General features: G+C 71.5%; 23 protein-coding genes. 17 read left to right on the top strand and 6 right to left on the bottom strand.

What is annotated here, in order from left to right:
* Positions 1-23 precede the first annotated feature (23 nt).
* The 4 genes from alr to ACWGKT_RS28470 all read left to right on the top strand — a co-directional run bounded on the left by alr (position 24) and on the right by ACWGKT_RS28470 (position 3355).
* Complete coding sequence (gene alr / locus ACWGKT_RS28485; protein ID WP_453275965.1) at positions 24-1208, top strand: alanine racemase; 1185 nt, start codon at positions 24-26, stop codon at positions 1206-1208.
* 107 nt (positions 1209-1315) lie between these two features.
* A complete protein-coding gene (locus ACWGKT_RS28480; protein ID WP_356154137.1) occupies positions 1316-2569 on the top strand; it encodes an alpha/beta fold hydrolase in 1254 nt (417 codons plus the stop codon).
* Complete coding sequence (gene tsaE, locus ACWGKT_RS28475) at positions 2535-3056, top strand: tRNA (adenosine(37)-N6)-threonylcarbamoyltransferase complex ATPase subunit type 1 TsaE (protein WP_235456292.1); 522 nt, start codon at positions 2535-2537, stop codon at positions 3054-3056. Before ACWGKT_RS28480 ends, tsaE begins: the two co-directional genes overlap by 35 nt.
* 131 nt (positions 3057-3187) lie before the next feature.
* Positions 3188-3355: a hypothetical protein gene (locus tag ACWGKT_RS28470; RefSeq protein ID WP_356154133.1), complete on the top strand. Its 168-nt coding sequence runs from the start codon at positions 3188-3190 to the stop codon at positions 3353-3355.
* A 23-nt stretch (positions 3356-3378) separates the two neighbouring features.
* Here the strand turns inward: ACWGKT_RS28470 and ACWGKT_RS28465 are convergent, their stop codons facing one another.
* Positions 3379-3936: a hypothetical protein gene (locus ACWGKT_RS28465; RefSeq protein ID WP_453275964.1), complete on the bottom strand. Its 558-nt coding sequence runs from the start codon at positions 3934-3936 to the stop codon at positions 3379-3381.
* A 113-nt stretch (positions 3937-4049) separates the two neighbouring features.
* On the opposite strand from ACWGKT_RS28465, the gene tsaB reads away from it, so the two are divergent.
* From tsaB to ACWGKT_RS28430, 7 genes are all read left to right on the top strand, one after another.
* Complete coding sequence (gene tsaB / locus ACWGKT_RS28460) at positions 4050-4706, top strand: tRNA (adenosine(37)-N6)-threonylcarbamoyltransferase complex dimerization subunit type 1 TsaB (RefSeq protein WP_356154128.1); 657 nt, start codon at positions 4050-4052, stop codon at positions 4704-4706.
* On the top strand, positions 4703-5215 hold the full coding sequence (gene rimI, locus ACWGKT_RS28455) for a ribosomal protein S18-alanine N-acetyltransferase (protein WP_453275963.1): 513 nt from the start codon (positions 4703-4705) through the stop codon (positions 5213-5215). Before tsaB ends, rimI begins: the two co-directional genes overlap by 4 nt.
* Positions 5208-6311 carry a tRNA (adenosine(37)-N6)-threonylcarbamoyltransferase complex transferase subunit TsaD gene (tsaD, locus tag ACWGKT_RS28450; protein WP_453275962.1) on the top strand — a complete coding sequence of 368 codons (1104 nt, stop codon included), beginning with the start codon at positions 5208-5210 and terminating at the stop codon, positions 6309-6311. Before rimI ends, tsaD begins: the two co-directional genes overlap by 8 nt.
* Positions 6308-6562: a hypothetical protein gene (locus ACWGKT_RS28445; RefSeq protein WP_453275961.1), complete on the top strand. Its 255-nt coding sequence runs from the start codon at positions 6308-6310 to the stop codon at positions 6560-6562. The genes tsaD and ACWGKT_RS28445 overlap by 4 nt, the downstream gene beginning before the upstream one ends.
* 450 nt (positions 6563-7012) lie before the next feature.
* A complete protein-coding gene (locus ACWGKT_RS28440; protein WP_356154113.1) occupies positions 7013-8074 on the top strand; it encodes an LCP family protein in 1062 nt (353 codons plus the stop codon).
* A 160-nt stretch (positions 8075-8234) separates the two neighbouring features.
* Positions 8235-8591 (top strand): YciI family protein, encoded by a 357-nt coding sequence (locus ACWGKT_RS28435; protein WP_453275960.1) that lies wholly within the window; start codon positions 8235-8237, stop codon positions 8589-8591.
* Between the two features lie 66 nt (positions 8592-8657).
* The gene (locus ACWGKT_RS28430; RefSeq protein ID WP_453275959.1) at positions 8658-9929 is read left to right on the top strand and encodes an RNA polymerase sigma factor; all 1272 of its coding nucleotides are present in this window, start codon (positions 8658-8660) and stop codon (positions 9927-9929) included.
* Positions 9930-9964: 35 nt separating this feature from the next.
* Here the strand turns inward: ACWGKT_RS28430 and ACWGKT_RS28425 are convergent, their stop codons facing one another.
* Positions 9965-11200: a class I SAM-dependent methyltransferase gene (locus tag ACWGKT_RS28425; protein WP_453275958.1), complete on the bottom strand. Its 1236-nt coding sequence runs from the start codon at positions 11198-11200 to the stop codon at positions 9965-9967.
* A 111-nt stretch (positions 11201-11311) separates the two neighbouring features.
* Here ACWGKT_RS28425 and ACWGKT_RS28420 point away from each other — a divergent pair, with 111 nt between their 5' ends.
* The 4 genes from ACWGKT_RS28420 to groL all read left to right on the top strand — a co-directional run bounded on the left by ACWGKT_RS28420 (position 11312) and on the right by groL (position 15355).
* On the top strand, positions 11312-12253 hold the full coding sequence (locus ACWGKT_RS28420) for a polysaccharide deacetylase family protein (RefSeq protein ID WP_453275957.1): 942 nt from the start codon (positions 11312-11314) through the stop codon (positions 12251-12253).
* Positions 12250-13092, top strand: coding sequence for a polysaccharide deacetylase family protein (locus ACWGKT_RS28415; protein WP_453275956.1), 843 nt, complete (start codon positions 12250-12252; stop codon positions 13090-13092). The genes ACWGKT_RS28420 and ACWGKT_RS28415 overlap by 4 nt, the downstream gene beginning before the upstream one ends.
* A 203-nt stretch (positions 13093-13295) precedes the next feature.
* A complete protein-coding gene (gene groES / locus ACWGKT_RS28410) occupies positions 13296-13604 on the top strand; it encodes a co-chaperone GroES (RefSeq protein WP_006130737.1) in 309 nt (102 codons plus the stop codon).
* Between the two features lie 122 nt (positions 13605-13726).
* Positions 13727-15355 carry a chaperonin GroEL gene (groL, locus tag ACWGKT_RS28405; protein WP_453275955.1) on the top strand — a complete coding sequence of 543 codons (1629 nt, stop codon included), beginning with the start codon at positions 13727-13729 and terminating at the stop codon, positions 15353-15355.
* A 132-nt stretch (positions 15356-15487) separates the two neighbouring features.
* Here groL and ACWGKT_RS28400 read toward each other — a convergent pair whose 3' ends face one another.
* The 3 genes from ACWGKT_RS28400 to ACWGKT_RS28390 all read right to left on the bottom strand — a co-directional run bounded on the left by ACWGKT_RS28400 (position 15488) and on the right by ACWGKT_RS28390 (position 17828).
* Positions 15488-16195 (bottom strand): ester cyclase, encoded by a 708-nt coding sequence (locus ACWGKT_RS28400; RefSeq protein ID WP_453275954.1) that lies wholly within the window; start codon positions 16193-16195, stop codon positions 15488-15490.
* A 94-nt stretch (positions 16196-16289) separates the two neighbouring features.
* Positions 16290-17063 carry an SDR family NAD(P)-dependent oxidoreductase gene (locus ACWGKT_RS28395; RefSeq protein WP_453275953.1) on the bottom strand — a complete coding sequence of 258 codons (774 nt, stop codon included), beginning with the start codon at positions 17061-17063 and terminating at the stop codon, positions 16290-16292.
* Between the two features lie 96 nt (positions 17064-17159).
* On the bottom strand, positions 17160-17828 hold the full coding sequence (locus ACWGKT_RS28390) for an MOSC domain-containing protein (RefSeq protein WP_453275952.1): 669 nt from the start codon (positions 17826-17828) through the stop codon (positions 17160-17162).
* Positions 17829-17908: 80 nt separating this feature from the next.
* On the opposite strand from ACWGKT_RS28390, the gene ACWGKT_RS28385 reads away from it, so the two are divergent.
* Positions 17909-18808 carry a LysR family transcriptional regulator gene (locus ACWGKT_RS28385; RefSeq protein WP_356154091.1) on the top strand — a complete coding sequence of 300 codons (900 nt, stop codon included), beginning with the start codon at positions 17909-17911 and terminating at the stop codon, positions 18806-18808.
* A 109-nt stretch (positions 18809-18917) separates the two neighbouring features.
* On the opposite strand, the gene ACWGKT_RS28380 is transcribed toward ACWGKT_RS28385, so the two are convergent.
* Entirely contained in the window at positions 18918-19247 is a 330-nt protein-coding gene (locus ACWGKT_RS28380) for a WhiB family transcriptional regulator (protein WP_235459677.1), read from the bottom strand.
* A 381-nt stretch (positions 19248-19628) separates the two neighbouring features.
* Between ACWGKT_RS28380 and ACWGKT_RS28375 the strand changes: the two genes are divergently transcribed.
* Positions 19629-20240 (top strand): response regulator transcription factor, encoded by a 612-nt coding sequence (locus tag ACWGKT_RS28375; RefSeq protein WP_003948568.1) that lies wholly within the window; start codon positions 19629-19631, stop codon positions 20238-20240.
* The last annotated feature ends 76 nt before the right edge of the window (positions 20241-20316 follow it).

Raw genomic sequence — 20316 nt, 5'->3', positions numbered from 1 at the left:
CGCTCTGAGACACTGGGGGCGCGATGACTGAGACAGCACCTGCGCCGACCGCGCCCCTGCGCGCCCGCGCCGAGATCGATCTGGCCGCCCTGCGGGCCAACGTGCGTGCCCTGCGCGCCCTCGCGCCGGACGCGGCGCTGATGGCCGTGGTGAAGTCCGACGCGTACGGCCACGGGGCGGTGAGGTGTGCCCGCGCGGCCGTCGAGGCGGGGGCCACCTGGCTCGGCACGGCCACGCCCGAGGAGGCCCTGGCGCTGCGCGCCGACCCCGGGCTGCCGTCGGACGTGCGGATCATGTGCTGGCTGTGGACGCCGGGCGGGCCCTGGCGGGAGGCGGTCGAGGCCGACCTCGACGTCTCGGTCAGCGACCCGTGGGCGCTGCGCGAGGTGACGGAGGCGGCCCGGCGCGCGGGCAGGCCCGCGCGCGTGCAGCTCAAGGCCGACACCGGGCTCGGGCGCAGCGGCTGCCAGCCCGCCGACTGGCCCGAGCTGGTCGCCGGGGCGCTGCGCGCCCAGTCCGAGGGGCTGTTGCGCATCACCGGACTGTGGTCCCACTTCGCCTGCGCCGACGAGCCCGGCCATCCGTCCATCGCCGCCCAGCTCGCCCTCTTCCGGGAGTTGGTGGCGTACGCGGAGGAACAGGGCGTACGCCCCGAGGTGCGGCACATCGCCAACTCGCCCGCCACGCTGACCCTTCCCGAGTCCCATTTCGACCTGGTACGCACCGGTATCGCCCTGTACGGCATCTCGCCCAGCCCCGAACTCGGCACCCCGTCCGACTTCGGCCTGCGCCCGGTGATGACACTTTCGGCGTCGCTGGCACTGGTGAAGCACGTTCCGGGGAATCACGGCGTCAGTTATGGGCATCACTACGTCACACCGGGCGAGACGACACTCGGTCTCGTGCCCGTCGGCTACGCGGACGGAATTCCCCGGCACGCCTCCGGGACCGGTCCGGTCCTGGTCGGCGGGAAGTGGCGGACGGTCGCGGGGCGCGTCGCGATGGACCAGTTCGTGGTCGACCTCGGGGGGGACGAACCCGAGGTCGGCTCCGAGGCGGTCCTGTTCGGGCCCGGCGACCGGGGCGAGCCCACCGCGGAGGACTGGGCGCAGGCCTCGGGCACCATCGCGTACGAAATCGTCACGCGGATCGGAATGCGCGTTCCTCGCGTCTATGTGAACGAGGAACAGGACGGGCGGGACGAGTAACCGCCCCGGGGGGGCGCCTGCGGCATCGGCGGCAACACCTGTTACGACTGCACCTACACCCGCACCACCCACCCAGCGAACTGCAGTACGGCGAAGAGGAGCGGTACGTGAGCGAGAGCAGTGCGGAGGTCGTCGCGGAGGTCGCCACGTCGGCCGTCGTCGCCTCCGCCACGGGGGCGGCCGGCAACTGGCGCAGGGCGACCGGCATCGCCGGCACCGCGATAGGCGTGCTCGCGGCAGGCGCGGCCGCCGGTGTCGCGATCGAGCGGATGACCGTCGGCCGCGGGATGCGCCGCAAGGCGCGGCTCGCCCTGGACTCCACCGGGCCGTACGGCGCGCTGCGCGGCACGCCGGGCAAGGCGTACGCCGACGACGGCACCGAGCTCTACTACGAGGTCGACGACGTCGAGCCCGAGGGCGGCTCGGCACCGCGCCGGCGCCGGCTCTTCGGCCGCAAGGCGCCCGCCCCGGTCACCGTCGTCTTCAGCCACGGCTACTGCCTCAGCCAGGACTCCTGGCACTTCCAGCGCGCGGCGCTGCGCGGCGTGGTGCGGACCGTGCACTGGGACCAGCGCAGCCACGGGCGCTCCGGACGGGGCGTGGCCCAGCTCCAGAACGACGTGCCGCTCACCATCGACCAGCTGGGCCGCGACCTGAAGGCGGTCATCGACGCTGCCGTGCCGGAGGGGCCGATCGTGCTCGTCGGGCACTCCATGGGCGGGATGACGATGATGGCGCTGGCTGCGCAGTTCCCCGAGCTGATCCGCGACCGGGTGGTGGCCACCGCCTTGGTCGGCACCTCCTCCGGGCGGCTCGGCGAGGTCAACTTCGGGCTGCCGCTGGCCGGCGTCAACGCGGTGCGCCGGGTGCTGCCCGGCGTACTGAAGGCGCTCGGCACGCAGGCGGCGCTGGTGGAGAAGGGGCGCCGGGCCACGGCCGACCTGTTCGCCGGGATCATCAAGCGGTACTCGTTCGCCACCCGGGACGTCGACCCGGCGGTGGAGCGGTTCGCGGAGCGCATGATCGAGTCCACGCCGATCGACGTGGTCGCCGAGTTCTACCCGGCCTTCACCGACCACGACAAGACCGAGGCCCTCGCCTTCTTCCGGGACATGCCGGTCCTGGTCCTGGCCGGGGTCAAGGATCTCGTCACGCCCAGCGAGCACAGCGAGGCCATCGCCGACCTGCTGCCGGACGCCGAACTGGTGCTGGTCCCGGACGCCGGGCACCTGGTCATGCTGGAACACCCGGAAGTGGTCACCGACCGGCTCGCCGACCTTCTCACCCGCGCGGGGGCCGTCCCGGCAGGGGCTACGGTAAGTGGCTATGGAAGCACCAGCAGCGCCGCACGACCCGGCTGACCGCACCGCCGTAGAGATCACGATCAACTCTCCCGAGCAGATGCGGGAGTTGGGCCGCAAGCTCGCCAAGCTGCTGCGCTCGGGCGATCTCGTGATGCTCAGCGGGGAGCTCGGCGCGGGCAAGACGACCCTCACCCGCGGGCTCGGCGAGGGGCTCGGGGTGCGGGGCGCGGTCACCTCGCCGACCTTCGTGATCGCCCGGGTGCACCCCTCGCTCGGCGACGGTCCGCCGCTCGTCCATGTGGACGCCTACCGGCTGTCCGGCGGCCTCGACGAGATGGAGGACCTCGACCTCGACGTCTCGCTGCCCGCGTCGGTGATCGTCGTGGAGTGGGGCGAGGGCAAGGTGGAGGAGCTGACCGACGACCGGTTGCAGGTCGTGATCCACCGCGCCGTGGGCGACACCACGGACGAGGTACGGCACGTCACGCTCTTTGGGCTGGGGGAGCGGTGGGCCGAGGTGGACCTCGGGGTACTGGCCGCCTGAGCGGACCGGTGAAGATTCCGACAAGCCGTCGGCAAGATATTGCGCCGGACCTCAAAGGCGTGGTCACATGGTATCCAGCCCGTGGTTAGGTGTGCCTAACTACGCCCGCCCCCGCTCGTCAGGAGGCGTTCATGTCCGCTTCTCAGCCCGCGGTGCCGCCCGTGCCGTATCCGGCGGCCGGGGTGTCCATGCGCGATCTGCTGGCCTCGTGCGCGGCCGCGGACGCGGTCTCCAGACCGCCGCGGGAACCGGAGCCCCAGAAGCCCGAGCCGGTACGGGAGCACCCCGAGGCGGCGTAGCGCCGGCGGATCACCTCGTACCGCTAGCGGATCACGACGACCGGTACCCCGATCGTCGCGAACTTCCACATCTCCTCGCCGTCCCGGCGCTCCTCCCGGATGCCGCCCGTCTTCACGGACGGATCGGGCGCCGACACCGTCTCGCCCACGGCGGCGCTGAAGCCGACGACCACGTCTCCCACGCTGGTGAACCGCACGACGTGCTCGACGGGGGTGCCGTCGGTGCCGGTGATCGCGTTCGAGCGGGACGTCACCTCGTACGTGTCCGGCGGCGGATCGACACTGCCCGGACGCACCCGGAACGTGTGCTGGACCCTGCCGTTCGGCCCGACCAGCCACACCCGGTCGTCGTCCACCGAGTACACGACCCGTTCACCCCTGCCGGAGCCGGCGGGCAGGGCGGTGGGGTTGCGCTTGTCCCGGGGAGCCTTGGTCGCCGCCACCGCGGGCGACGCGGTCGGCCCCGGCAGGCCCCGAAGGTTCGCCGGTGCGGCCGCCGAGGCCTGGTAGGCCAGGAATCCCACCGCGCCGACGGCCGCGGCGGTGAGCCCGGCCACGATTCCCGCGCTGGTCCCTGCCACGTGCGCCCACCTCTGCCTCGGGTCATATGTCGTACTTCGTACAGACGGTAGCAGTCGGTGACGGCCCGACCCGGGCGGCCGTGCTCAGCGCGCGAGAGCCGTAGGCTGTTTGCGTGCTCTTGCTCGCTCTGGATACCGCCACCCCCGCCGTCACCGTCGCCCTGCACGACGGTGAGGCCGTCATCGCCTCGTCGAGCCAGGTGGACGCGCGCCGGCACGGAGAGCTGCTGCTGCCGGCCGTCGACCGCGTCCTCGCCGAGGCCGGACTCAAGCTGGACGCCGTCACCGCGCTCGTCGTCGGCATCGGCCCCGGCCCCTACACCGGTCTGCGCGTCGGTCTGATGACCGCCGACACCTTCGGGCTCGCGCTCGGCGTCCCCGTGCACGGCCTGTGCACGCTCGACGGCCTCGCGTACGCCTCCGACATCGAGAAGGGCCCCTTCGTCGTGGCGACCGACGCCCGGCGCAAGGAGGTCTACTGGGCGACGTACGCGGACTCCCGCACGCGCCTGACCGACCCGGCCGTCGACCGTCCCGCCGACATCGCCGACCGGGTGGCGGGTCTGCCCGCCGTCGGCGCGGGCGCGCTGCTCTACCCCGACACCTTCCCGAGCGCGCACGAACCCGAGCACGTCTCCGCAGCCGCCCTCGCCTCCCTGGCCGCCGAGAAGCTGGCCGCGGGCGAGGAACTGCCCGCACCCCGGCCGCTGTACCTGCGCCGTCCCGACGCCCAGGTGCCCAAGAACTACAAGGTGGTCACCCCCAAGTGACCGAACCCGTGAAGCCCGCGCTGCGCGAGATGCGCTGGTGGGACATCGACTCCGTACTGGAGCTGGAGAAGGACCTCTTCCCCGAGGACGCCTGGTCGCGGGGGATGTTCTGGTCCGAGCTGGCCCATGCCCGGGGAGCGGACGCCAGCCGGCGGTACGTCGTCGCCGTCGAGGGCCACCGGATCGTCGGTTACGCCGGCCTGGCCGCCCAGGGCGAGCTGGCCGATATCCAGACCATAGCGGTCGCCCGCGAACTGCAGGGCACCGGTCTGGGCGGGCTGCTGCTGACCGAGCTGCTGCGCGCGGCGACCGCCTTCGAGTGCGCCGAAGTGTTGCTGGAGTGCCGGGTCGACAACGTCCGCGCGCAGAAGCTGTACGAGCGCTTCGGCTTCGAACCCATCGGCTTCAGACGCGGTTACTACCAGCCGGGGAACGTGGACGCCCTGGTGATGCGCCTGACCGACCCCTCCACCTCCACCTCTGTGCAAGGAACCGAGATCAATGGCTGACGAACCCCTGGTTCTGGGGATCGAAACCTCCTGCGACGAGACCGGCGTGGGCATCGTCCGCGGCACCACCCTGCTCGCGGACGCCGTCGCCTCCAGCGTCGACGAGCACGCCCGCTTCGGCGGGGTCGTGCCGGAGGTGGCGTCCCGGGCCCACCTGGAGGCGATGGTCCCGACGATCGACCGCGCCCTGAAGGAGGCCGGGGTCAGCGCCAGGGACCTGGACGGCATCGCGGTCACGGCGGGCCCGGGCCTGGCGGGCGCGCTGCTCGTCGGCGTCTCGGCGGCGAAGGCGTACGCCTACGCGCTGGGCAAGCCCCTCTACGGCGTGAACCACCTGGCCTCCCACATCTGCGTGGACCAGCTGGAGCACGGGGCGCTGCCGGAGCCGACGATGGCGCTGCTGGTGAGCGGCGGCCACTCGTCCCTGCTCCTGTCCACGGACATCACCTCGGACGTACGCCCCCTGGGCGCGACGATCGACGACGCCGCGGGCGAGGCCTTCGACAAGATCGCCCGGGTGCTGAACCTGGGCTTCCCGGGCGGCCCGGTCATCGACCGCTACGCCCGCGAGGGCGACCCGGCGGCGATCGCCTTCCCGCGCGGTCTGACCGGCCCGCGGGACCCGGCCTACGACTTCTCCTTCTCCGGCCTGAAGACGGCGGTGGCCCGCTGGATCGAGGCCCGGCGGGCGGCGGGCGAGGAGGTCCCGGTGCGGGACGTCGCCGCGTCCTTCCAGGAGGCGATCGTGGACGTGCTGACCCGCAAGGCCGTACGGGCCTGCCGCGACGAGGGCGTCGACCACCTCATGATCGGCGGCGGTGTGGCGGCCAACTCCCGGCTGCGCGCCCTGGCCCAGGAGCGCTGCGAGGCGGCCGGCATCCGCCTGCGCGTCCCGCGGCCCAAGCTGTGCACGGACAACGGGGCGATGGTGGCCGCGCTGGGGGCCGAGATGGTCGCCCGCAACCGGGCCGCCTCCAGCTGGGACCTGTCGGCGGACTCCTCGCTGCCGGTGACGGACCCGCACGTGCCCGGAGGGGATCACAGCCACGACCACGACCACGTGCACGAGGTCAGCAAGGAGAACCTGTACTCGTGACGGTCGCCCTGATGTGGGAGGCGCGGGCGGTCGAGGGACGGGGCGAGGACCTGCTTTCCTGGGCGCGGCGACAGGAGCTCTCCGGGCCGCCGCCCCTGCGCCGGGAGACCTTCCGGGCTCCCCAGGACCGCGTCCTGGTCATCACCTGGTGGGACGCGCCCTACGACGCCGACTTGCCCGAACTGCCTGAACCCGGCGCGGAATTGGTGACGCGCCCGGTGCATCGGTGGCGGTTCGAGTCGATGGGCTGAACAACGCGACTGCCGGTGCGCCGAGTTGTGTCGAATTGACTCGTTTTTCACGCAACTCACAGGAAACACGGGTCAGTTCAAGATTCAGCCACTCGGAATCAAACCTTCCTGCGTCCGCGCCAGAGCCAGAGTCCCGGCCCGAACGGCGGCCGGCTGCTGGCGGACACCCTCTACGACGAGCGCGGTCTGACGTCGAAGGAGTTCCTGACCTACTACGACAAGGCCAAGCCCTCGACCACCCTGGTCAAGCCGCAGGACGCGCTGGCCGTGGAGACGCAGAACCGGTACACGTACGACGGCTTGGGCCGGCAGCGCGAGTACCGCGGCGCCCGCGGCCGGAGGGTGACCGAAACTTTCGGAGCCACCCGCAACATGAGATTTTCCGAAGAAGACCGTCTCGCCCCTGTTCTCCTAACAGTCCCCTAATAATTCGGACTTACGTTCCTGTCCGTGACCGGACACGAGGAGAACGGCGACGCGGGAAGACGGACGGGCCGGCGGTCGGTGGTGCTGAGGGCCGCCGGTCTCACCCTGGCGGGCGCCCTGGTGCTCGGCGTCGCGGCGGCGGGCTGGGCCTACTGGCACCTGAACGACAACATCAGGAGCGTCGACATCGACAGCGCGCTCGGCGACGACCGGCCGGCCCGGGCGAGAGCGGTGCCGACCCCGTCGGCCGACGCCTCGGCCGTCGCGTCCCCGTTGCCGACCAAGGCCCTGAACATCCTGGTCCTGGGCTCGGACTCGCGCGGCGGCAAGGAGAACCAGCGGCTCGGCGGCGGCAGCAGCTCGGGCGCGCGCTCCGACACGGCGATGGTCGTACACCTCGACGCGGGCCGCACCGGTGCCACGGTCGTCAGCATCCCGCGCGACACCCTGGTCACCCGCCCGTCCTGCCCGCTGGCGTCCGGGGGCGCCACATCGGTGGCCTACAACGCGATGTTCAACAGCGCCTACTCGGTGGGCGGACCGGTGTGCGCGGTGAAGACCGTCGAGTCGCTCACGAACGTCCGCATGGACCACTACATCGAGATCGACTTCTCCGGCTTCGCGAAGCTGGTGAACGCCCTCGGCGGGGTCGACGTCACCACCGACCAGGACATCGACGACGACATGAGCCATCTGCACCTCAGCGCCGGTGCCCACCACCTGGACGGCACCCGGGCCCTGGCCCTGGCCCGCACCCGCCACGGCATCGGCGACGGCAGCGACCTCGGCCGAATAGGCCTCCAGCAGAAGCTGGTCAAGGCCCTCCTGGAGCAGATGGCCGCCACCGACCTCCTCACCGACCCCACCAAGCTCTACAAGATCGCCGACGCGGTCACCTCCAGTCTCACCACCGACACCGGCCTCGACTCCCTGAACGAACTGACCCGCCTCGGCCAGAGCCTGAAGAACCTGTCCGCGGACCACGTGCGGACGGTGATGATGCCGGTGGTCCCGGCCCCGTCCGACCCCAACCGAGTGATCCCGAAGGAAGGGGCGGCGAGCGAACTGTGGGCGTCGCTGCGCTGAGGAAACGCCGTTCGACCTGCGAAAACGCCCGCGAGACCGGCGCGGGGAAAAACCTTCGAAGAATTTTGGGGCGTGTGTCGATCCGGGTGTCCGCCGTTCGACGCATGGGTGAGAGGCGGGGACAGGCCCCGCCGCTCGGGAACGAGACCGAGGAGTCACCATGCCCCGTTACCTGTCGCTCGTGCAGATCGACGAGTCCTCCGCCCCGGCCGAGGGGCCGAGCCCGGAGCTGATGCAGCGGATGGGTGAGCTGATCGAGGAGGTCACCAAGGCCGGCGTCATGCTCGACACCGCCGGGCTGACCCCCTCAGCCCAGGGCACCCGGGTGCGCTGGGAGGGCGGCAGGATCTCCGTCACCGACGGACCGTTCACCGAGGCCAAGGAGGTCGTCGGCGGCTACGCGATCATGCAGTGCAAGGACATGGCCGAGGCCCTGGAGTGGACCAAGCGGTTCCTGAAGGTGCACGAGGAGTTCTGGACCGTGACCTGCGAGGTGCGGGAGATTGCCGAGGGCTGAGCCCGACCGCCGTACTCCCGGTCTTTGCTTGGCGTGGACGCGGGGCGGGGTGTTGCATGGTGGGTTGTGGAACCGCAGCCCACCGAGCAGCCCAGCGCCGAGCACGCCATCGAGACCGTCTTCCGTCTGGAGTCCCCGCGCATCATCGCCGGCGTCGCCCGTATCGTCCGGGACGTCGGCATCGCGGAGGAGCTCGCACAGGACGCCCTGGTCGCGGCGTTGGAGCAGTGGCGGCGCGACGGCGTGCCGGACAACCCGGGCGCCTGGCTCATGGCCACCGCCCGCCGCCGCGCCGTCGACCTGATCCGGCGCCGGGAGAACTACGCCCGCAAGCTCGCGGAGATCGGCCGCGACCTGGAGACCACGGTCCCGCCGCAGGAGCCCGCCGACCCGGAGGACATCGACGACGACCTGCTCCGGCTGGTCTTCACCGCCTGCCACCCGGTGCTGTCCGCGGAGGCCCGCATCGCGCTCACCCTGCGCCTGCTGGGCGGTCTGACGACGCCCGAGATCGCCCGCGCGTTCCTCGTCCCCGAGCCGACGATCGCCCAGCGGATCGTGCGCGCGAAGAGAACACTGGCGACGAAGAACGTCGCCTTCGAGGTCCCGTACGGCCCCGACCGCGAGGCCCGCCTCGACTCCGTGCTGGACGTCATCTACCTGATCTTCAACGAGGGGTACGCGGCCACGGCCGGCGACGACTGGCTGCGCCCCGCCCTGTGCGAGGACGCCCTGCGCCTGGCCCGCGTCCTGTCCTCCCTCATGCCGAAGGAGCCGGAGGTCCACGCGCTGACCTCCCTCCTCGAATTCCAGGCGTCCCGCGCCGCCGCCCGCACCGGCCCCGACGGCGCGCCGGTCCTCCTCAAGGACCAGAACCGCCGCCGCTGGAACCGCATGCTCATCGCCCGAGGCATCAAGGCCCTGGGCCGCGCGGACGCCACAGCCCCCGGCGCCCCCGGCCCGTACGCGCTCCAGGCCACGATCGCCGCCTGCCACGCCCACGCCTACTCCTACGAGGAGACCGACTGGAGGACCATCGCGACCCTCTACGGCCTGCTCGCAGCCCGTGCCCCGTCCCCGGTCGTCGAACTCAACCGCGCGGTCGCCGTCTCCATGGCCGAGGGCCCGGGCCCGGCCCTGACGATCGTCGACACCCTCGCCGCCGAGCCCGCCCTGCGCGACTACCACCTGCTGCCCAGCGTCCGCGGTGACCTGCTGGCCCGCCTCGGCCGTACGACGGAGGCGCGCGCCGAGTTCGCCCGGGCCGCCGAACTCACCGGCAACGCACGGGAACGCGAGCTGCTGGCCGCCCGGGCGCGGGAACTCGGCGGGCCGTGACGGCTCCGTGAAGCCGTTGAGCCGTTCGAGGCCGTTCAGCCGTGCGCGGGTGACCCGATCAGCATCGTCGGGGCACCCGCGACGCGCGTGAGGAACACCGTGGCCGAGCGGGGCCCCTGCGGCTTCACCTTGCGCCGCAGCTCCTCCGGCTCCACGGCCGACCCGCGCTTCTTGACGGTCAGCGTGCCGACCTCCCGCTCCCGCAGCAGCGCCTTCAACTTCTTGACGTTGAAGTGGAGTTGGTCGGTGATCTCGTACGCGGACGCGTACGGCGTCGGCCGCAGCTCGTCCGCCGTGACATAGGCGATGGTCGGGTCGACGAGCCCGCCGTCGAGTGAGTCGGCGACCTCGGCGACCAGATGCGCCCGGATGACGGCGCCGTCCGGCTCGTACAAGTACCGCCCCACGGGCCGTACTTCGGGATCCGGCAGCCCCCGGCCGAGCAGGGAGCGCGGCCCCGGCAGCAGCGTGGCCCGCACGGTGCCGGGCTGCACGCCGGCCCCGAACCACAGCACCGCCTCCTTCACGTCCCCGCCGTCGGAGATCCACTCGGCCTCGGCCTCGGCCGGGATCGCCTCGTGCGGGATGCCGGGGGCGATCTTCAGCGCGGCCACCCGAGCGGCCGTCGCCGCGCCCACCGCCCAGGACAGCGGCGGCGAGTACGCCTCCGGGTCGAAGATCCGCCCGCCCGTCGCCCGGTCACCACCCCTCGACGACGCGCTTCGCGCGGCCCCTCCTGGTCTGCCGCCACGCCGCGCGGGGTCCACGAACACGGCGTCGTACGCGGCCGTGTCGACCTCCGTGACGTCCGCCTCCCGCACCTCGATCAGGTCGCCCAGCCCCAGCACGTCGGCATTGGCCCGCGCCACCTGCGCGGTCAGCGGATCCCGGTCGACCGCCAGCACCCGGATGCCGGCCCGGGCGAGCGCGATCGCGTCCCCGCCGATGCCGCAGCACAGGTCGGCCACGGAGGTGACGCCCAGTTCGCGCAGGCGGCCCGCGCGGTACGTCGCCACGCTCGCGCGCGTCGACTGCTCGACCCCGTTCGGCGTGAAGAACATCCGCTCCGCGTCCTCGGCGCCGAACTTCGCCGCCGCCCGCTGCCGCAGCCGGGCCTGGCCGAGTGCCGCCGAGACGAGGTCGGCGGGGTGCTCCCGGCGCAGCCGGGTGGCGACGGCGAGCTCGTCGGCCGGGTCGGTGCCGCGCACCTCGTCCAGGAGGGCGTGGCCCTCGGGGGTGAGCAGTGAGCGGAAGGGGAGGACGTCGTTCACCTTGTCATTGTCGGCCAGCTACCAGGCGCTGTGGGCCAGTCGGTGGACGGTGCGCCCGCGGTGGTGGTGTCGGCCGGGGTTCGAGGCGGGGGCCTGCCAGGATCCAGCACCATGCGAGTAGTCGTACAAACCGATAAAAATAGGACACGCTTGGCATTTGGCAGGGCGGGTGTGCGCGGTGGTGCGGCCGCGCTCGCCGTCGCCGCCGTCCTCTCCGGCTGTACGGCGCCGGACGCGGACTCGGGCGTACGACCGGCCCCCGGTCAGCAGCGCCTGCAGGCACCCCCCGCCCGCGCCCTGGACTCCTACGCCGGCCGCCTCCGCGCCGACCATGCCGCGCTGGTGGCCGCCGCCCGGCACTGGGGCTTGGACGGGGTTCCGCTGATGCCCCCGCGGCCCCCGGCCCACAAGCCGAAGATCACCGCTCGCGCCGGCTTCGAGGTCGACGGACAGGAGGAGGAGCACCTGCCGCCGGTCTTCACCACGATCCCCACCCGGCAGAAGGTCGTCTTCCTCACCATCGACGACGGCTCCGAGAAGGACCCGGCGTTCCTGCGCATGATGAGCGACCTGAAGGTCCCGTACACCGCCTTCCTCAGCAACTACCTGATCCAGGACAACTACGGGTACTTCCGGCAGATGCAGGCCGAGGGCGTCACCCTCGACAACCACACGCTCCACCACCCGTATCTGCCGGGTCTGTCCTACGAGGAGCAGAAGAACGAGATCTGCGGCATGCAGGGCGTGATGGAGAAGTGGTTCGGCAAGGCCCCCACCGTCTTCCGCCCGCCCTACGGCAACTACAACGGGGACACCCTGCGTGCCGCCAAGTCCTGCGGCATCAAGTACGCGCCGATCTGGGACGAGGAGGTCTTCGTCGACCACTGGGAGTACCGCGAGGACGACGAGAGCCTGCACCCCGGCGACATCGTGCTCACCCACTTCCGGGGCCGCAGCGACTGGGACGGCACGATGGTCGACGACATGCGCCGGTTCCTGAACAAGGTCACCCGTGAGGGGTACGCGGTGGCCCGCCTGGAGGACTACCTGTGAGGCGGCCGAGGGGGCCGAAACGGAGCGGGACGGCGACCTCCGCCGTCCTCCTCGTGGCCCTCCTGCTGCCCTCCCTCCCCGGCTGCGCCCAGTCCGTCGACCCGATCGAGCGACTGGGCAAGAAGGCGGCCCAGCGGGTGAGGACGCACGCCCCGGTGGTGCGGCAGGCCTACCGCCAATGGGGCCTGCGGGCCCCGCTGGCCCCCGCCCCGAGCCCCCCGGCCCGCCGCGCGGTCTCCAGTGGCAGGGCACCCGGGCTCCCCCCGGTCCTGGACCACGTCCGCACCCGCGACCCGGTCGTCTTCCTCACCTACGACGACGGCGCCGAGCGGGACCCCCGCTTCGTCGACATGGTCCGCGAACTGCGGCTCCCGGTCAGCGTGTTCCTCACCGACAGCGTCGTCGGACCGGGCTACGGCCACTTCGCCCGCCTGCGCGCCGTCGGCGCGGACATCCAGAACCACACCCTCGACCACCCCGCCCTGCGCGGGCTGCCGTACGCCGGCCAGCGCGCCGAGATCTGCGGTCAGCAGGACAAACTCCGCGCCCGCTTCGGCATCCGCCCGCGCCTGTTCCGCCCGCCCTACGGCACGTACGACACCACGACCCTGCGCGCGGCGGCCGACTGCGGCGTCGCGGCGGTCGTCCTGTGGCGCGCCGCGATGACGGCCGACGACGTCACCTACGCGCACGGCGACCGACACCTGCGCCGCGGCGACATCATCCTGGTCGGCCCCGACGAGTCCACGGGCCCCACCCTGCGGGAACGCACCGCGCGCCTGCTGCGCAGAGTCCAGTCCCGCGGCCTGACAGTGGCCCGCCTGGAGGACTACGTCTGAGGAACCCCCGGCTGACGCGCCGCACGGCAATTGGCACTCCGCTTGACCGAGTGCTAATCGCAGTCATAGTCTCGGCTTTGGCACTCCCCCCTGGAGAGTGCCAACAACGCGACGGGCAGGTCCGGCACCCGCGACGACGGATCGACCTGGTCGCCACCTCAGACAGTTAACCCCGTGAGATCTCCGAAGGGGGAGGTCGGATCGTGACGACCGCCAGCTCCAAGGTTGCCATCAAGCCGCTTGAGGACCGCATCGTGGTCCAGCCGCTCGACGCCGAGCAGACCACGGCTTCGGGCCTGGTCATTCCGGACACCGCCAAGGAGAAGCCCCAGGAGGGCGTCGTCCTGGCCATCGGGCCGGGCCGCTTCGAGGACGGCAAGCGCGTCGAGCTCGACGTCAAGGTCGGTGACGTCGTTCTCTACAGCAAGTACGGCGGCACCGAGGTGAAGTACAACGGCGAGGAGTACCTCGTCCTCTCGGCTCGCGACGTGCTCGCGATCGTCGAGAAGTAATTCACCCGAAAGCACACTTCGTTGCTTTGAGCTGCGCCCTTGGCCCCCGCGACCCATAAGAAGCAGGGCGTCGGGGGCGCAGTTTTCGTTCACCCAAGATTTCCGAGAGGGCTCACGCTGTCATGGCGAAGATCCTGAAGTTCGACGAGGACGCCCGTCGCGCCCTTGAGCGCGGCGTCAACAAGCTGGCCGACACCGTCAAGGTGACCATCGGCCCCAAGGGCCGCAACGTCGTCATCGACAAGAAGTTCGGCGCGCCCACCATCACCAACGACGGCGTCACCATCGCCCGCGAGGTGGAGATCGAGGACCCGTACGAGAACCTCGGCGCCCAGCTGGTGAAGGAGGTGGCGACCAAGACCAACGACATCGCTGGTGACGGCACCACCACCGCCACCGTGCTGGCCCAGGCGCTCGTGCGCGAGGGCCTGAAGAACGTCGCCGCCGGCGCCTCCCCGGCCGCCCTGAAGAAGGGCATCGACGCCGCCGTCGCCGCCGTCGCCGAGGAACTCCTCGCGTCGGCCCGCCCGATCGACGAGAAGTCCGACATCGCCGCCGTGGCCGCGCTGTCCGCCCAGGACCAGCAGGTCGGCGAGCTCATCGCCGAGGCGATGGACAAGGTCGGCAAGGACGGTGTCATCACCGTCGAGGAGTCCAACACCTTCGGTCTGGAGCTGGACTTCACCGAGGGCATGGCCTTCGACAAGGGCTACCTGTCGCCGTACTTCGTGACGGACCAGGAGCGTATGGAGGCCGTCCTCGACGACCCGTACATCCTGATCACCCAGGGCAAGATCTCCGCCATCGCGGACCTCCTGCCGCTCCTCGAGAAGATCATCCAGTCCAACGCCTCGAAGCCGCTGCTGATCATCGCCGAGGACGTCGAGGGCGAGGCCCTGTCGACCCTGGTCGTCAACAAGATCCGCGGCACCTTCAACGCCACCGCCGTGAAGGCCCCCGGCTTCGGCGACCGCCGCAAGGCGATGCTGCAGGACATGGCCGTCCTCACCGGCGGCACCGTGATCTCCGAGGAGGTCGGCCTCAAGCTCGACCAGGTCGGCCTGGACGTGCTCGGCTCCGCCCGCCGCGTCACCGTCACCAAGGACGACACCACGATCGTCGACGGTGCCGGCAACTCCGCGGACGTGCACGGCCGCGTCGCGCAGATCAAGGCCGAGATCGAGAACACCGACTCCGACTGGGACCGCGAGAAGCTCCAGGAGCGCCTCGCGAAGCTGGCCGGCGGCGTGTGCGTGATCAAGGTCGGCGCCGCCACCGAGGTGGAGCTGAAGGAGAAGAAGCACCGTCTGGAGGACGCCATCTCCGCGACCCGCGCCGCGGTCGAGGAGGGCATCGTCTCCGGTGGTGGCTCCGCGCTCGTCCACGCCGTGAAGGTCCTGGAGGGCAACCTCGACAAGACCGGCGACGAGGCCACGGGTGTTTCGGTCGTCCGCCGCGCCGCCGTCGAGCCGCTGCGCTGGATCGCCGAGAACGCCGGCCTGGAGGGCTACGTCATCACCTCCAAGGTCGCCGAACTCGACAAGGGCCAGGGCTTCAACGCCGCCACCGGCGAGTACGGCGACCTGATCAAGGCCGGCGTCATCGACCCGGTGAAGGTCACCCGCTCCGCCCTGGAGAACGCCGCCTCCATCGCCTCCCTGCTCCTCACGACCGAGACCCTGGTCGTCGAGAAGAAGGAAGAGGAGCCGGCCGAGGCGGGCCACGGTCACGGTCACGGCCACGCCCACTGACGCACGTCAGCGCCGGCACACACCGGCAGTGAGGCCCGGCACCCCGAGGGTGCCGGGCCTTCGCGTCGCCCGCACCGCCTCGGGGCGCGGTGCCAGGGCCCGCGAGCCCGGCATGATCCCAAACGAGCGGCCCTAGGTCTCCAGCTCGTCCAACGCCCCCAACTGCGCCATCAGTCCGAGTCGGTCGTACTGCCACCAGCCCTCGGCGATCTTCCCGTCCTCGCCGAAGCGGAAGACGGTCGTGCCGGTCATGGTGACCTGCCGGCCGGTGTTCGGCAGCCCCAGGAACTCGCCCTTGTGGATGCCGCGCCAGGTCCAGCGGGTGCACACGCGCTCGCCCTCGCCGATCTGGTCGTCGAGGTCGAAGCGGTAGTCGAAGGCGCCGCGCCACATGGTGATCTCCCGGCGTATCGCGTCCATCCCCAGGATGTCCTGCTCGTTGGCCGGGTCGTGGTCGTGGTAGTGCTCGGTCAGCAGGCCGTCCAGCGGCGGCAGTTCGCCGGGGGCCGAGATCGCCTCGAAGAACTGGCGCGCGTTGGCCTCGTGCAACTGCTCGTCCCGTACGACGTCCAGGTCCGTGAACGTCGGCATCTCGTCGCACAGGGCGACCAGGTCCCGGTATATCCGGTGGGTCTCCGGGAGGTTCGAGTTCCGCATCGCCTCCTCGTACGACGGGAACTCCACGATCTCGATGAAGTGCTCGCCGTCGGACCGGTCCCGCCCGACCATGTCGTGCCGCGCGGTCCGCCGTCCCCTGGTCTGCTCGACCCACTTGTCCATCAGCTGGTCCATCTCGTCGAACCGGCTGGTCCTGCACTCGATGAGCTGCACGAACGTCATGACACCGCCTCCGGCCCCCCTGGGTCCGGTACCGTCACGCCCATTTTCCCACCGGAGCGGCGGCGTCACCGCGTCGTGAGCGGCTCCTCGCGCGTCACTGCGGACCGTACTTGCGCCCCGTCTTCGAGGTGATCCCGCCCAGCAGCCCGCGCGGCGCCACCTTCGCCAGTCCCATCAGCGTCTTGTACCGCGGGTCCGGGATCGACAGCGACTTCCCGCGCGCGAGGTCGGCCAGCGCCGCCGCGACCAGCTTGTCCGCGTCCAGCCACATCCAGCCGGGGATGTTGTCCGTGCCCATCCCGGCCCGCTGGTGGAACTCCGTGCGCACGAAGCCCGGGCACAGCGCCATCAGCCGCACCCCGCTGCCCGCGAGGTCCCGCGCCGCGCCCTGCGTGAACTGCACGACCCACGCCTTCGACGCCCCGTACGTGCCGCGCGGCACGAACGCCGCGACCGAGGCGACGTTCACCACCCCGCCGCGCCCGCGCTCGCTCATCGCCTCCGTCGCCGCCGCCGTCAGCCGCAGCACCGCCTCGCAGTGCACCTTGAGCATCCGCAGCTCGTCCGCCATCGGTACGTCGGGGAAGCGGCCCTTGTTGCCGAAGCCCGCGTTGTTGATCAGCAGGTCGACCGGGTTCCTGCGGTCGCCGAGGCGGGCGGCCACCGCCTCGATGCCGGTGTCCTCGGCGAGGTCGGCCGTCAGCACCTCCGCCTCGATGCCGTGCCGGTCGTGCAGCTCGGTCGCCTGCTCGCGCAGCCGTTTGGTGTCCCGCGCCACGAGGACGAGGTTGTGCCCGTCCGCCGCCAGCCGCCGCGCGAACGCGGCACCGATTCCCGCGGTCGATCCCGTAATCAGAGCCGTTGTCATGGCCCAAGGGTAGTTACCCGGACTGACGGCGTCCGCTGCGCGCACGAGCCATCCGCATGCTGAAACGCCCTTGCGTCCCGCCCGGGTGACAGGACTTCAGGCCCCGTACTTCGCCACGTACTTCCGGGCCGTCTCCAGTGTCTCCGGGTGCAGGGCGCTGCCCGCCACGAGCACGCGCGGCAGCAGGTCGCGCCGGGTCGTCTCGGCCCGGAACTGCAGCGCCACCGTCACGTCGTGGTCCGGCCGGTGCACGATCTCCACCGGATCGCCGGCCCGGATCTCGCCCGGTTCGATCACTCTGAGATACGCCCCGGGCGCACCCTTCTGCGTGAATCTCTTCACCCAGCCCCGTTCCCCCAGATGGGCCTGGAAGGTGCGGCAGGGGATGCGCCCGCTGGTGACCTCCAGGACGAGAGCGGCGCCGATGCGCCAGCGTTCGCCGATCAGGGCGCCGGACACGCCCAGGCCCCGGGTCGTGAGGTTCTCGCCGAAGGAGCCGTTGGCGAGCGGGTGCCCCAGCTCGCGCTCCCAGTCGTCGAGGTCCTCGCGCGCGACCGCGTACACGGCCTGGTCGTCGCCGCCGTGATGGCGCAGGTCGCACACGGCGTCCCCGGCGAGCCCGCTGCCGGCGGTGCCCTTCGGGCCGGGCGCGGTCACCCGCACGGGGCCGTCCACGGGGCGCTTGTCGATGCCGGTCAGGCCCTGCGGCTGGTCCGTGTACGGCACGGCCCGCGCACGGCCCAGGTTCACCGAGAGAACGTTCATGCTTCGCACGGTACGGGACCGACCTCAAAGCGTCGAACGATTATCGGGCGGCTGATCCAAGGAAGGCTTATGATTGGCGGGTGATAGAGGCCCGTCATCTCCGCGTCCTGCGCGCCGTCGCCACCACCGGCTCCTTCTCCGCGGCGGGGCGTGAACTGGGCTGCACACAGCCCGCCGTCAGCCAGCAGATGAAGGCCCTGGAGGCCTCGGTCGGCACCCCGCTGCTGGTCCGCAGCGGTCGCGAGATGCGCTTGACCCAGGCCGGCGAGGCGCTCGTGCGGCACGCCTCCGGGATCCTCGCCGGACTCACGGCGGCCGAGGAGGAGGTCGCCGCCATCGCCGGACTGCGCGCGGGCCGGGTCCGGCTGGTCTCCTTCCCGAGCGGCAGCTCCACCCTCGTCCCCACCGCCCTCGCCGCGCTGCGCGCCGCGCACCCCGGCACCCGGGTCTCCCTGGAGGAGGCCGAGCCCCCTAGGTCGGTCGAGCTGCTCCGCGAGGGCGACTGCGACGTGGCCCTCGCCTTCCGGTACGAGGGGGCGGCGGGCGCCGAGGAGTGGGACGACCTCGTGGTGCGGCCGCTGCTGACGGACCGGCTGGTCGGCCTGGTGCCGGAGCGGCACCGGCTCGCGCGCGCGGAGTCGGTCGCCATCGGGGAGCTGGCCCAGGAGCCCTGGATCGCGGGCTGTCCGCGCTGCCGCGGACACCTGGTGGAGGTGTGCGAGGGCGCGGGCTTCACGCCCCGCATCGACTTCGCCACCGACGACTATCCGGCGGTGGTCGGCCTGGTGGGCGCGGGTCTCGGCGTCGCCGTCCTGCCCCAGCTCGCGATCGAGTCCGTACGCCCCAGGGGCGTGCGCACGGTGGCGCTGGAACCGGCGGTGCGGCGGGAGATCGTCGCCCTCACCCTGCCCGACCTGGCCCAGGTCCCGGCGGTGGCGGCGACGCTGGAACAGCTGGGACGGGCGGCCCGCCGGCCGTGAAGGGCACGCGCGCGTGCCCTGAGGTGTCCCGGGCGCGCGGGCGCACGCCGAACAGAACTCAGGCACGCGGGTGCGTGCCCAAGTGCGGAGAAGTCGCAGAAACGTTCCTTCAGGCGTTCGAGGCGGTGTCACCGCCGGCGGACGACGCCGACACCAGTCGGTTGCGCGCCCGCCCCATGAGCTCTTCGCGCTCGTCCTCGGTCAGGCCGCCCCACACTCCGTACGGCTCGCGCACCGCCAGCGCGTGCGCCGCGCACTCCGCACGGACGGGGCACCTCATGCAGACCTCCTTGGCCGAGTTCTCGCGAGCACTCCGAGCCGCCCCGCGCTCACCCTCCGGGTGGAAGAAGAGCGAGCTGTCGACCCCACGGCAGGCAGCCAGGAGCTGCCAGTCCCACAGGTCCGCGTTCGGTCCGGGAAGGCGGGAGAAATCTGCCATTACGTGACCCCTTGTAGCCGTTCTGGGCGGATCCGGTGCCAACGACCGTACATCTCCGATCTAAGGAGATGAAAATATGACTCATTGCGAATCTAGCCCCAGACACCGTGAAACGGGAAGAAAAGGGGCTAAATGGGGCATAGGTTGTGATGAAAAGTTGAGAGTCTGACGAGCATGTCTCCACCGTGTCCGCACCCTCACGTAGAGTGCCGAAGATGGCACGCAGCCCCGTAACTCTTTCGAGTGACCGTCGTTGAGAGTGCGGAGGCGGTTGAAAACACAAGCGCTCGGGCAGGCGTCCGAGACGGTCGACCGCACAGGTGACGATTCCGTACCAGCCTGGAGGCTCAAGGTGACGCGCATCAGCTGCGGAGGGCGGCCATGACATCCGTCCTCGTCTGCGACGACTCCCCGCTTGCCCGAGAGGCGCTCCGCCGCGCGGTCGCGACCGTGCCCGGCGTCGAGCGCGTGACGACGGCGGCCAACGGCGAGGAAGTCCTCCGCCGCTGGGGTGCCGACCGCTCGGACCTGATCCTTATGGACGTACGCATGCCCGGACTGGGCGGCGTCGAGACCGTGCGCCGGCTGCTGTCCGCCGACCCCGGTGCCCGCATCATCATGCTCACCGTGGCCGAGGACCTCGACGGCGTGGCCCTCGCGGTTGCCGCCGGCGCCCGCGGCTACCTGCACAAGGACGCCTCGCGCGCGGAGTTGCGCGCGACCGTCACCCAGGCGCTCGCCGACCCGACCTGGCGGCTGGCCCCGCGCCGGTTGCGCTCGGCCGAGATGGGAGCCGCGCCCACCCTCACCGCGCGGGAGATCCAGGTCCTGGAGGGCATGAGCCACGGCCGTTCCAACGCCGAGATCGGGCGCGAGCTGTTCCTCTCCGAGGACACCGTGAAGACGCACGCCCGGCGCCTGTTCAAGAAGCTCGGCGCCTCGGACCGTGCGCACGCGGTGGCGCTCGGTTTCCGGTGGGGCCTGGTCCGGTAGGACGGTGAGCCCCGGGCCCTGCCGTCGGCGAGACCCACCCCACCCCCGGCGGCGGGGGGGTGGCGCCCACCGCGCC

This window comes from Streptomyces sp. NPDC054794, assembly GCF_053611585.1.
This window is presented reverse-complemented; position numbering and strand designations above follow the sequence as displayed.